Consider the following 12,504-nt stretch of genomic DNA (forward strand, 5'->3'; position numbering starts at 1 on the left):
GAGGTGTAATACATGTACAAGTATGCTTTTTCCGCGGCGCTGTGCTGCGTTTCTCTGTCAGCGGTCGCCGCTTCCAATCAATTCAATCCTGCTATCTCGCTCATCCTGGAGGGCCAATATGCGGCCTATGACCAGGATCCTGAAAACTATGAGTTGCCCGGCTTTATGCTGGGCGGCGAGTCCGAGTTGGTGCCCGAGGGCTTTGCCATGGGGCACAACGAGCTGGTGCTGGACGCCAATATCGACGATCGCTATTACGGCAAGTTCACCCTGGCCTTCGCCGAGCATGAAGGGGAGATGGTCACCGAAGTGGAAGAGGCCTATGTCGAGACCCTGGGGTTGCCCGCCGGCCTAAGTGTACGGGCCGGGCGCTTCTATTCCGGTATCGGCTATCTCAACAGTCATCATCGTCATGCCTGGGATTTCAGCGATGCGCCATTGGTCTATCGCGGCATGCTGGGTGGTCAGGTTATCGATGACGGGGTGCAGTTGCGCTGGCTGGCGCCGACGCCGTTGTTTCTGCAACTGGGGGTGGAAAAGACCCGTGGCGAACGTTTTCCCGCCGGCGGTGCGGCCAATGACGGCAGCGGGGCATCGGCGGCCTTCATCAAACTCGGCGGTGATCTCGGCACCAGTCACAGCTGGCAGCTGGGCCTGTCGCGCTGGCAGGCGGAGGTGATCGATCGCGACAGCGGTGCTCATGCCCACGGCGGCGCCACTGAGGTGCCCAGCTTCAGCGGCGACAGCGATATCAGCGGCATCGACTTTGTCTGGAAATGGGCCCCCGACGGCAATCCCACGCAGCGTAATTTCAAGTTCCAGGCCGAGTACTTTGAGCGCGACGAAGACGGTACCGTGGTGCTCGAGGGCAGTGATCCTCTGGAAACCACCACCTATCAGGGCGAGCAAAGCGGTTGGTATATGCAGGGGGTGTATCAGTTCATGCCGCGCTGGCGCGTCGGCCTGCGCCATGATCGGCTGCGGGCCGACAACCGCGGCGTCGATGCCGATGTGCTGGCCGAGGCCGGCCTGGATGATGAGAGACATACCCCGCGGCGCAGCAGCGTGATGGTGGATTATTCGCACAGCGAATACAGCCGCATCCAGCTGCAGTACAACCAGGATGATTCCTCGTCCGTCGCGGATGACCAGGTGTTTCTTTACTACGTCATGAGCCTGGGCGCCCACGGCGCCCACCGCTTCTAGCCGGGGAGCATGTTATGAAACGTTTGTTGAACGTGATCGTCGTTCTGGCGTCGGTCTGGGGTGTGTCCGCCCAGGCCGAGTTGCGCGCCTTTGCCTGCGAGCCGGAATGGGCGGCGCTGTTGCAGGAACTGGGGGGTAACCAGCTGGTGGTCTTTAGTGCCACCACAGCACGCCAGGATCCCCATGCGATTCAGGCGCGCCCGGCCCTGATCGCCCAGCTGCGGCGCGCCGATCTTCTGGTCTGCAGCGGCGCCGGGCTGGAAGAGGCTTGGTTGCCGGTGCTGCTGCGCCGCGCCAACAACCCCGCCGTGCAGGCGGGGCGGCCGGGGCACTTCGAGGCGGCGGCCTTTGTCGAGTTGCTGGATCAACCCGCGCGGCTCGACCGCGCCCTGGGTGATGTGCATGCGGCCGGCAATCCCCATTTCCACACCAATCCGCACAATATCACCCAGGTGGCGCGGGCCCTGGGCAAGCGCCTGGCACAACTCGATGAGGCCAATGCGGCGGCGTACCGTCGTCGCCTGGCGGATTTCGAAGGGCGCTGGCAGGCGGCCATCGCCGACTGGGAGCGCCGCGGCGCCGCACTCAAGGGCATGAGGGTCGTCACCCAGCACAAGGGCTGGTCCGACCTGATCCAGTGGCTCGGCTTGGACGAGGCGGCGGTGCTGGAGCCCAAGCCCGGCATTCCGCCGGGGGCAGCCCATCTGGCCGCCGTGCTCAAGCAGTTGCAGGCGCAACCGGCAGCGGCGGTGATCAATGCCGCCTACCAGAGCGGCCGTTCGGCGCGCTGGTTGAGCGATAAGACGGACATGCCTGTGGTGACCCTGCCCTATACCGTCGGTGCCGATGAGCACAGCGGCGACCTGTTCGCCCTCTTTGATACGACCCTGCGGCGCCTGCTGGCGGTGGCGCCTTGAGCATGGATGCACAGATCCTCTGGCCCGCCTTGGCGGCGGGCCTGTTGGTGCTGGCCACCCATGTGCCGCTGGGACGGGAGGTGTTGGCGCGCGGCATCATCTTTCTGGATCTGGCGGTGGCTCAGGTGGCCGGTCTGGGGCTGATCGTCGCCGCGGCGTTGGGCTTTGGCGGTGGTTCCTGGCAGCTGCAGCTCATCGCAGTGTCGGGGGCGCTGCTCGCGGCGGTGGTGCTGAACTGGAGTGAAAAACGCTGGCCCGAGGTGCAGGAGGCCTTGATCGGCACCCTGTTCGTGCTGGCGGCCAGTGCCGGCATTCTGTTGCTCAGCCACAATCCTCACGGCGCCGAGGAGATGAAAACGCTGTTGTCGGGGCAGCTGTTATGGGTCACCCCGGATCAGTTGGGGCCGACGGCCGTGCTCACGCTGGCGCTGCTGGGCGTGTGGTTCGGTCTGCGCCGACAGCTGGGGCGGATCGGGTTTTACCTCCTGTTTGCCGTCTCCATCACCGCCTCGGTGCAGCTGGTGGGGGTCTACCTGGTCTTCGCCAGTCTGATCATCCCGGCCCTGGCGGTCAGACGCCTGCAGGGCCGGCGGGCGCTGGGGATTGGCTATGGGGTGGGGGTGTGCGGCGTCGTGCTGGGTTTGATGGTTTCGCTCAAGTTCGATTTGCCGGCCGGACCTGCGGTGGTGTGGCTGTTGGCGCTGACGGCCGCCGTTGTGGCACTGCTATTGGATAGGGGCAAGAGGGTGCGCAATCCTTGAGCGAGCGGGGTGCATACCCTACTCGCGAGCTTCGATCGAGGCGCATTCGGTGAAGGTCCGAACGCTACATTGTTGGCAGCGTTCCAGGTCCAGTCGGGGAAAGATCTTTTCGATGGCCTCGCGTTTGCTGGCAAAAATATTGTCGCGACCGAATAGCTCGAGATACCCCCCTTTGCGCAGGATGTCGCACACCCCCGCTTTGACATCGCAGAGATAGAGATCACCCCCCAGTTGGCGCCGCCGTCTCGCCTCGCGCACCAGCAGCTCCGCGCCGGCCACATCGATAAAGTTGATACCACTGCCGATGAGCAGCACGTGTTTCTGTTCCGGATTGTCTTCATCAATATCGCGCAGCGCCCGTTCGATGAAGTTGATGGAGCCGAAGAACAGCGAGCCGTCGATACGGATGATCTTAAGTTGCGGGCATTCCTTGCCGGGCCGACTGGTGACGAAGCGGCGATGGTCACCGAGATCGTCGGGATGCAGGCTGACGATATTGGGATGGGAGATGCGGTTCAGGTGCAGCACCAGGGACAGCATTACACCGACGTAGACGGCGAAGGTCAGCTCCACGAACAGGGTGGCGGCGAAAGTGGTGGTGAGCACCACTGCATCCACCGGACTGGCCATGAAGATGACCTTGATCTGGTGCCATGCCACCAGGCGCATGGCAACCAGCACCAGGACTGCCGCCATGGCCGGAATGGGTAGGTAGGCGGCCAGCGGGGCGGCGAAGAGGATGACCAACAGCACTGCCAGGGCGCTGAAGACGGCAGCCAGCGGTGTTTGGGCGCCGGCGCGATGATTGACGGCGGAGCGGCTGAAAGAGCCCGAGGAGGCGAAGCTGGAGAAGAAACTGCCGGCCAGGTTGGACAGGCCCTGACCGACGAATTCACGGTTGGCGTCGTGGGGCTGATGGGTGTGGGCGGCGATACTGCGCGCGATGGCCACCGCTTCCATCAGTCCCAGTAGGGCGATGGCCAGGGCGCCCGGGGCAAGCTTGCCGAGGGTATCCAGGCTCAAGTCCGGCACCGACAGAGGCGGCAGGTGGGTGGGTAGCGTGTCAAGCAGCCGGATGCCGCTTGCCTCGCCGCCCAGCATCAAGCTAACCAGTGCGCCGACTACGATGGCGCTAAACAGTGATGGCCAGTTGGGGCGCAGGTGCTGAATGATCAGGGCAGTGGCTATAGTGGCCAGGGCGACCCCCAGGGCATAGTAATTGGTGTGCGGTAGTTGTTCGATGACGTGTTGCCAGTTGATCCAGAAGGAGATCTGGCGCGGTAGATCCAGCGCCAATACGTTCGTTATTTGTGAGGTGATAATCAGAAGTGCCGCTCCGGCGGTAAAGCCGATGATCACCGCATGGGAGATGAAATTGACCAGCATGCCCATACGTGCCAGGCCCATCGCCAGCTGGAACAGGCCCACCAGAAAGGTGAGCGTCAGCACCAGCGAAATATAGTCAAGCGTCTCCGGCACGGCCAAGGCGCTTGCCGTAGTGAACACCACGATGGCGATCGGGGTGGTGGGACCGGAGACCAACTGATGTGACGATCCGAACAGGGCGGCGATGATCACAGGTACAATGGCGGTGTAAAGACCGTATGCCGGCGGTAGACCGGCCAGTATGGCAAAGGCCACGCCCTGGGGCAGGACGATGACGGCCCCGGTAAGACCGGCGAGCAGGTCCCGACGCAGGTTGTGGCGGTTGACCTTGTGCCACCAGCCCCGCCGGTTGCGGGCCGACCATGTCCGGCTTGAGAAATGCTTTGAAGCCATGATGTGGGTGTTAAATCCTGTTTGTCTATGTCGCCATCGGCGCGAGCCCGGCCGGTCGAGGCCGTGGTAAGATTTCATTCTAATGAAAAAATGAATGGCTGGCCTGTTGTTACCAAGACAGGCTTGAACTTTGCAAATTCGCCCCTATCTAACGAGCTGGAATCCGTCCGGCGCCCCCGCTGTCATTTCATCTGGAGGATAAATGAAACGCATATTCCTGTTTTTGGCGACCAACCTGGCCATTATCGTCGTGCTGAGTATCACCCTGCGCCTATTGGGGGTGGAACGTATACTCGATGAACAGGGCGTCGGCCTGGATATGAACGCATTGCTCATCTTCGCCGCGGTATTCGGTTTCGGCGGGGCATTTATCTCCCTGGCCATCTCCAAGTGGATGGCCAAGAAGACCACCGGCGCCAAGGTGATCGAACAGCCGTCCAATGAGACTGAGCGTTGGTTGGTGGACACGGTGCGCCGGCAGGCGCAAATGGCCGGCATCGGCATGCCCGAGGTGGCCATCTTTCCCTCCCAGGCGCCCAACGCCTTTGCGACCGGGATGAATCGCAATAAGTCTCTGGTGGCGGTGAGTAGCGGGCTGCTGCAGAACATGAATAAAGACGAAGTGGAGGCGGTGCTGGGCCATGAGGTATCCCACGTCGCCAATGGCGATATGGTGACCCTGACCCTGATCCAGGGGGTGGTCAATACCTTCGTCATCTTCCTCTCGCGGGTGATCGGCCATACCGTCGATCGGGTGGTGTTCAAAAACGAACGCGGCCACGGCCCGGCCTTCTGGATCACCGCCATCATCGCCGAGATCGTGCTCGGCATCCTGGCCTCGGCCATCGTATTGTGGTTCAGTCGCCAGCGTGAATTCCGCGCCGATTCGGGCGGCGCGCGCCTGGCTGGGCGCGAGAAGATGATCGCCGCCTTGGAACGTCTCAAGCAGGGCCAAGCCGAAGTGGAACTGCCCGACCAACTGGCCGCCTTCGGCATTAACGGCGGCGTGCGTCAGGGCATCAAAAAACTCTTCATGAGTCACCCACCGTTGGATGAACGGATTCAGGCCCTGCGCCGTACTTCTTGAGTAAGTCCTTGTCATGTCAGCACTTTTGCTGCCATGACAAGGCTCCTCTCAGTGCCGGAATTGTCTCCCTCGTTCAGCAATTATTCAGCTTCACTTAGGTAATCTTGGCTTCAACCCTTGAAGGGTTTCACCTTGTCCATGGGATAAGGGAGAGGGAAACCAACGAGTGAATCGACAATGCAGCGATTCATCATTTTTACACGAGGAGAAACACTATGAAACGTATTATCGCATCAGCCGTTCTGGCTTCCGCCTTTGTTGCCGCACCCGCCATGGCCGACCTGGATCTGGCCAAGAAGAGCGGTTGCCTGGCTTGTCACAGTGTTGACGCCAAGGTTGTCGGCCCGGCTTGGAAAGACGTTGCCGCCAAGGTCAGTGATCGTGAGCGCATCATCAATTCCATCAAGAAGGGCGGCAAGGGTAAATGGACTGAAGTGACCGGTGGCGTTCCCATGCCTCCCTACTCACCCCGTGTTTCCGATGAAAACATCGAGAAATTGGCTGACTTCATTCTCAGCCTGAAGTAATAACTACTCTAATAAACCAACGTTCTTTATAAACCCCGGACGCGCCGAAATTCCCCCCTCGGCGCCCCGGGGATTTTTTGTTTCTGCACCACCCCTTGTGCATCCCAAAATGTTCACCGTTTCGGTTATCCTTATGTGTTCCGTTGGGTGCGGTCGGGAGAGCCATGCGACTTTTGATTGTGGAAGATGAGGCGGAACTGTTGCAGCAGCTGCAGCGGCGCTTTCAGAATGAAGGCTTTGGGGTGGATACGGCCGCCGACGGCGAGGAGGGGCTGTATATCGCCCGTGAATATCCCGTCAACGTCGCCATCGTTGATATCGGCCTGCCCAAGCTGTCCGGCATAGAATTGCTGCAGCAGTTGCGTGCAGCAGGCAAGACCTTTCCCGTGCTGATTCTCACCGCCCGGGGTCGCTGGCAGGATAAGGTGGACGGCCTGGATGCCGGCGCCGATGATTATCTGGTCAAACCCTTTCACATCGAAGAGTTGGTGGCGCGCGTCAAGGCCTTGCTGCGGCGTGCCGCCGGCCTCAGCCGTCCCGAGGTGGAGTACGGGCCGATCCGCTTGAATACATCCACCCAGCAGGTGATTCTCAACAACACCGAGCTGGACCTGACCGCCTACGAATACAAGGTGCTGGAGTATCTCATGCTCAACGCCGGCAAGGTGTTGTCCAAGGCCGAACTTACCGAACACATCTACGCGCAGGATTTTGATCGTGACAGTAACGTGATCGAGGTATTCGTCGGGCGGTTGCGGCGCAAGCTCGATCCTGACAATGTGCTGCAACCCATCGAGACCCTGCGTGGCCGGGGTTATCGTTTTACCCTGGAACAGACGTGAAGCTCTCCATCAACAGCCGCATGCTAATTGCGGCCAGTATCATCCTGTCCGGTTTTCTGGGTGTCACCGGCGTCATCCTGGAGGGTTCCTTCCGCGCCAGCACCGAAGAGTCGTTCAAGGAACGTTTGCAAGTCCATCTGAACGCCCTGATCGCTTCGGCCGACCTGCAGGACGACGGTACCATGCGTCTGATCTACGCCCTGCCGGAGCCGCGTTTTTTTGCCGAAGGGTCGGGACTGTATGCCAAAATCCTGGGTAACGACGGCGAGATCGTCTGGTCCTCGCCCTCCATGCAGGACATGATCATTCCCATCCGCGCGGGCTTGAAACGCGGCGAGCGGCGCTATCAATACCTTGCCACCTCGGCGGGCGAACCGGTGCTGGCCTACATGCTGGGGCTAACCTGGGGCGAACAGGAAAACGAAAACACCAAGGAGGGCTACACCTTCGCCGTGGCCGAGAGTCTGGCGCGCTTTAATCAGCAATTACATGAGTTTCGCAAGAATCTGTGGGGGGCGCTGGGCGCCGTTACCGCATTCTTGTTGCTCATGCTCACCCTCATCCTGCGCTGGGGCCTGGCGCCGCTGCGCGAGGCGGCCGAGGATTTGCGCGACATCGAGGCCGGTCGTCATTTACAGCTGCATGGCAGGTATCCCAAAGAGCTGCGCGGTCTGACGGATAATCTGAATGCCCTGATCAGCACCAACCGCGAGCACGAAGCGCGTTATCAGGCCAGCCTGGGTGATCTGGCCCACAGTCTCAAGACACCGCTGGCGGTATTGCGCGGCGCGGTGGAGCTCCCCAATCAATCCGTGACGCTTTTGCGCAGCACCGTGGAAGAGCAGGTGGAGCGCATGGACCAAATCGTGCAATACCAGTTGCAGCGCGCCGCCCCTTCGGGGCGTACCGCGCTCACCGCGCCTGTGGATCTGCAGGCCATCACGCGCAAGGTCGTCAAGGCCTTGGTCAAGGTCTACGCCGATAAAGATATCGATTGCCGGGTCCATATCGACCCCGGCCTGGAGTTTCATTGTCAAGAAGGCGACATGATGGAGCTGTTGGGCAATCTGCTCGACAATGCCTTCAAGTGGGGCCGGGCGCGGGTGGCGATCAGCATTCGCCGCGCAGTTTTCGACGACGAAACCGAGGACGGCCTATTGTTGCAGATCAGCGACGACGGGCCGGGCATCGCCGATCATCATCTGGAAACGGTGCTCACCCGCGGCGGTCGCGTCGACAGCCAGACCAGCGGTCACGGCCTGGGGCTGGCCATGGTGCAGAACATCGTCGCGCTCTATCATGGCCGGCTGCAGATCGGGCGCGCCGCGCTGGGCGGTGCGCAGGTGACGGTTTGGCTGCCCTGGCACTAAGCCGCATGGCTCACCGGGCGGCCAACGGCTGCTAAGCAGGGCAATGAAACCATGCGCAAATTATCAACAATGTGGATCAAGCGCACAAATACATACTGATCACACCCCCCAGGCCGCCCGGCGGGAAACGCGGGCTGAGGGTTAAGTTGCGCCGCCTAGCGGCCGATAACTTTGATGTAAGACTGTTTTTTGTCTTGATCCCACAGCGGACGTTGGATCCAACTTAGGAGTATGAGTATGGATATCAGCGGAGTAATGACCCCCGCCGCCAGCCAGGTGGCGAAGCAGAAGGCCGGAGATCCGGTCGGTGTTGCGGTCCTCAACAAGGCGATGGACATCGAGAAAGATGCCGCTGCTGAGTTGATCAAGAGCGTGGTCAATCAAAGCCAGGAAGTCCCCACCGAAAAGCTGCCTTCGCATCTCGGGCGCAATATCGACGTCACCGCCTAGCTTGCACAGCCTCAAAACATCAGTTCTCCACCTTCCGTCGGGTTGGTGGAGAACAGTTGTTGCGCCCATTCACTAAAATTCATTTCAAAGCGCTTGTTCAACTCTATCGCCCGGCGCGACAGCGCCGGCGAGCTGAGTCGTGTCGGCCGTTGCCTGAAGGCGAAGACGATGATGTTGATGTGGCCAGGTACGCTCAGGCACAGGGTGTTGCAGTCAAACTGACGCCGCAGGCGCTGGAGTATGGACTTGAATGTCTCGGCGTCGTCGGTGATCAGATTTATCACCAGCATGCCTGAGTGGTTTAGTGCGTCGTAACAGCCTTGATAAAAGCCGCTGTCGATCAAGGGCGCCGGCACGCCGCTGTCACTGTAGATGTCCACCAGCAACCAGTCGAAGCGCTCTCGCGTGGTGACGACGAAATTGGCCGCATCGTCCACATTCACCGTCAGCCGTTCCGACTGCGGCAGGGCGAACCAGTCGCGACACACGTCGACGATCACTTCATCGAGTTCCACCACCTCAAGCCGCACCTGCGGCAGGTAATGGTGTAGATGGCGCACCAGGTCACCGCCACCCAAGCCCAGTAACAACACCTTGCTGGGGGGTGGCTGGAACAACAGTCCCGCCATCATGGCCTGCATGTAGCGCAGGGCGAGTTGTTGCGGCTGCTTTAGATTCAGCGCGCTCTGCACGGCGCGCCGATCGGTGCGCAACACTCGCACGTCCTCGTTTTGGCTGACCTCGATGGTATGCCACGGCGAATGGCGCACATGAATCAATTCACCCTCGGGAAGATGCATCAGCCGACCTCGTCGCCCAACTGCGAAATGACATACGCGCGCATGGCCGCTTCCAGCATGGTCCCGCCCTGGGTATTGATGTCCGGGTCCATGGACGCGGACCATTGCCCTGAACTTTCCCAGTCCCAGTTCAGGTCGATATGGGCCGCCTCGATGATGGGGCCGCCCCGGGACCAGTAACGGCTCGGCGCCCAGCGCCGCGGCGCCAAGCCCGGCTGGGGCGTGTAAAGATAGCCTGCACCCTCGGCGGCCGGAGTAAGCGCGATGCACCGCGCCCGAGCCACCCAGTAATCGAGCTGTTCATGGCTGAGTTGATTGACGTTCATGACATCAGCATAAAGCGCGATGCGCTGCGTCTCAATCGCTGATCTGCGTTGCTGCCTGACCCAGGTCCCCGTTTCGGTCGGGGGCGGCGGTGATTACGCTGTTCAGGGGACGGCCGTCGCCACCGCCGCCGAGCAGGTAGACATGCCGCTCATGGGTGGCGACGGCATAGGCGCTGCGCGCCACAGGTAAGGGCGTGGTGAAGCGCCAGGGGCCCAAGCTGCCGCCGGCGCGGATACGCGCCACCTCGACGCTGGTCAGCCGCTCACTGCCGGTATGGCCGCCGGCGATATAGAGATAGTCGCCTAGGGTGAAGGCCTCGGCCACCAGACGCGGCGCCAGCAGGCCGTGATCCTCGATGCGCCAGGGGGCGAGGCGCCCGCCGGCCTGGAAGCGGCTGGATTCCACGTCGCTGTAACTGGGGCTGCCCGGATTGCGCATGTGGCCGCCGAGCAGGTATATCACTCCGCCCTTGGCCGCGGCGGAATGGATATAGCGGTCGATGATGGATTCATGCGCCTCCAGCTGCCAGCGGCTCAGCGCGCCATTATCCAAGATCTTGGCCCGCTCGGTGGACTTGAGAAAGCGGCCGTCATAGCCGCCAATGGCGTAAATCGTATCGCCATGCAGCACGGTCTTCAGGCCGCGCCGTGGTGTCGTCAGGTGATTGACGGTCTGCCAGGGCCCGAGCGAACCGTCGCTGTTGATCTGGGCGCGTTCCACCGAGGCGATGGGGTAGTTCTGCTCGCCGGGGGCGCCGCTGCCGCCGCCCAGGGCATACAGAAAACCCTTGTGGGCCACGGCGGCATTATAGAAACGTCCCTCCACCAGGGCGCTGGTCTGACGCCACTCTCCCAGGCCGCCGTCCGCCAGGATGGGCGCATATTCCACCGGCTGGACATACGCGCCGCCGGCGTCGATGCCGCCGACTACATAGAGATAGTCCCCATACGTCGTTGCGGCCGGCGCGCGGCGCGGCAACTGGAACGGGTTTAATTCGCGCCAGCCCTCCAGCCAGTCCTGGCGTTGGGCCTGATTCGACGAGCCGCTCGCCAGCCAAATAAAGCCGGCGCCGACGGCAATCACGAAAAGAAACGCGCTCAGTTGTTTGGATCGGGTCATGGATCGGTTACGGGTCGCCTGCAGGGAGCGCGGCAAAAACTGACAGGCATTGTAGCGTGAATCGTGCCGCCATGAGTGTTTGTCGGCCAAGATTTATATATCCAGGATTCACTGGCGCGTCCGACATGCTTGTTGGTATGTTGCGTTGAAACGCATCCAAATCTCGTTAATCCTAAAATCTTAGGAGTGCAAAAACACATGTCTATGTTCAAACTTGTCGTCAAGGGGGAACTGCTGGCGGGTCGTGATGTGGAAGCGGTGAGGACGAATATTGCCGAACTGTTCCATCTGGCGCCCGAGGCCGAGCAGTTGGACAAGATCTTTTCCGGCCGCCCGATAGTGGTGAAGAAGGGGCTGGACCAGGCTCAGGCGGAACAGTATAAGGCCATGATCCAGGCGGCCGGGTTGGGTTGCGAGGTGGTGGCCGAGCAAGCGGCGGAGATCGCCGCCGCTGCGCCTGAGGCGGAACCGGTCTCTACACCCGCCCAGCCGGCTCAGGCCGAAGCCGCCGGCGCTGCCGAATATAATCCCTACCGGCAACCCGAAGCGGATCTGGAAGTGGCGTGCGAGCCGGGTGAGTTCGCCCTGGTGGAACCGCAAAAACTCAGCGCCGGCGCGGGATGGGGCTGGTTCAAGGAAGGCTATTTCTATTTCAAACAAAGCGCCGGCCTGTGGGTGGGCGCGATTGTGGTGTTTTGGGTCATCGTCATGGTGTTGTCGCTGATTCCGCTGGTTTCTATATTGGTGAATCTGATTATGCCGGTGTTTGTCGGTGGCTTTATGCTGGCCTGTTACAAACAGTTTCAGGGTGAAGGCTTTAGTCTCGGCGATGTCTTCGCCGGCTTCAAAACCAATCTGGGCGGACTGTTGGCCGTGGGCGGTCTATATCTATTAGGCATGATCGTAGTCATTGCCGTTTTCATGGGGTTGATGTTTGCACAGGTGGGTGGTCCGGGGAATATAGCGGCCATAGCCCCGGAAAGTGGCATCCCCGTGTCCATGCCCTTACCGATGGCGCTGATCTTCTTGGTCATGCTCGCCTTAATGATTCCTCTCATGGCGGCGTATTGGTTTGCGCCCGCACTGGTGATGCTTAATGAGCTATCGGCGGTGCAGGCCATGCGCCTCAGTCTCAAAGGGTGTCTGCGCAACTGGCTGGCGTTTTTGCTCTACGGCCTGATCGGGCTTGTATTCGCCATTGTCGCCACCATTCCGCTGGCCTTGGGTTGGCTGGTGCTGGGGCCGGTGATGATGGGATCCATGTTCGCCGCCTATCGCCAGATCTATACAGATACTCAACTTGAGCCCTGAGCGTGACG

The 12,504-nt window shown here is 60.9% G+C and carries 13 protein-coding genes; 9 read left to right on the top strand and 4 right to left on the bottom strand.

Annotation, left to right across the window (positions count from 1 at the left end):
• Window positions 1-12: 12 nt before the first annotated feature.
• Genes Tel_05165 through Tel_05175 form a run of 3 tightly spaced genes read left to right on the top strand, consistent with a single transcriptional unit; the run spans window position 13 to window position 2,884 of the window.
• Entirely contained in the window at window positions 13-1,206 is a 1,194-nt protein-coding gene (locus tag Tel_05165; protein ID ALP52584.1) for a hypothetical protein, read from the top strand.
• A 14-nt stretch (window positions 1,207-1,220) separates the two neighbouring features.
• A complete protein-coding gene (locus Tel_05170; GenBank protein ALP52585.1) occupies window positions 1,221-2,123 on the top strand; it encodes a zinc ABC transporter substrate-binding protein in 903 nt (300 codons plus the stop codon).
• Between the two features lie 2 nt (window positions 2,124-2,125).
• Complete coding sequence (locus Tel_05175) at window positions 2,126-2,884, top strand: zinc/manganese transporter permease (protein ID ALP52586.1); 759 nt, start codon at window positions 2,126-2,128, stop codon at window positions 2,882-2,884.
• An 18-nt stretch (window positions 2,885-2,902) separates the two neighbouring features.
• Here the strand turns inward: Tel_05175 and Tel_05180 are convergent, their stop codons facing one another.
• Complete coding sequence (locus tag Tel_05180; GenBank protein ALP52587.1) at window positions 2,903-4,663, bottom strand: sulfate permease; 1,761 nt, start codon at window positions 4,661-4,663, stop codon at window positions 2,903-2,905.
• A gap of 202 nt (window positions 4,664-4,865) precedes the next feature.
• On the opposite strand from Tel_05180, the gene Tel_05185 reads away from it, so the two are divergent.
• The 5 genes from Tel_05185 (at window position 4,866) to Tel_05205 (ending at window position 8,939) form a co-directional block, all read left to right on the top strand.
• A complete protein-coding gene (locus tag Tel_05185; protein ALP52588.1) occupies window positions 4,866-5,750 on the top strand; it encodes a heat-shock protein HtpX in 885 nt (294 codons plus the stop codon).
• Window positions 5,751-5,965: 215 nt separating this feature from the next.
• Entirely contained in the window at window positions 5,966-6,277 is a 312-nt protein-coding gene (locus Tel_05190; GenBank protein ALP52589.1) for a hypothetical protein, read from the top strand.
• Window positions 6,278-6,441: 164 nt separating this feature from the next.
• A complete protein-coding gene (locus Tel_05195; protein ID ALP52590.1) occupies window positions 6,442-7,119 on the top strand; it encodes a two-component system response regulator in 678 nt (225 codons plus the stop codon).
• Window positions 7,116-8,489: a hypothetical protein gene (locus tag Tel_05200; GenBank protein ALP52591.1), complete on the top strand. Its 1,374-nt coding sequence runs from the start codon at window positions 7,116-7,118 to the stop codon at window positions 8,487-8,489. The genes Tel_05195 and Tel_05200 overlap by 4 nt, the downstream gene beginning before the upstream one ends.
• A 237-nt stretch (window positions 8,490-8,726) precedes the next feature.
• Window positions 8,727-8,939, top strand: a complete 213-nt coding sequence (locus Tel_05205; GenBank protein ID ALP52592.1) for a hypothetical protein — start codon at window positions 8,727-8,729, stop codon at window positions 8,937-8,939.
• 11 nt (window positions 8,940-8,950) lie between these two features.
• On the opposite strand, the gene Tel_05210 is transcribed toward Tel_05205, so the two are convergent.
• From Tel_05210 to Tel_05220, 3 genes are read right to left on the bottom strand one after another with little or no spacing between them, the layout of a single operon-like run.
• A complete protein-coding gene (locus tag Tel_05210) occupies window positions 8,951-9,739 on the bottom strand; it encodes a hypothetical protein (GenBank protein ID ALP52593.1) in 789 nt (262 codons plus the stop codon).
• Window positions 9,739-10,065, bottom strand: coding sequence for a hypothetical protein (locus Tel_05215; protein ID ALP52594.1), 327 nt, complete (start codon window positions 10,063-10,065; stop codon window positions 9,739-9,741). The genes Tel_05210 and Tel_05215 overlap by 1 nt, the downstream gene beginning before the upstream one ends.
• Window positions 10,066-10,096: 31 nt before the next feature.
• Complete coding sequence (locus Tel_05220) at window positions 10,097-11,275, bottom strand: hypothetical protein (protein ALP52595.1); 1,179 nt, start codon at window positions 11,273-11,275, stop codon at window positions 10,097-10,099.
• A gap of 114 nt (window positions 11,276-11,389) precedes the next feature.
• Here Tel_05220 and Tel_05225 point away from each other — a divergent pair, with 114 nt between their 5' ends.
• On the top strand, window positions 11,390-12,496 hold the full coding sequence (locus Tel_05225) for a hypothetical protein (GenBank protein ALP52596.1): 1,107 nt from the start codon (window positions 11,390-11,392) through the stop codon (window positions 12,494-12,496).
• Window positions 12,497-12,504 lie beyond the last annotated feature (8 nt).

Origin of the sequence: Candidatus Tenderia electrophaga (assembly GCA_001447805.1) — a bacterium.
Classification (GTDB): Bacteria; Pseudomonadota; Gammaproteobacteria; order Tenderiales; family Tenderiaceae; genus Tenderia; species Tenderia electrophaga.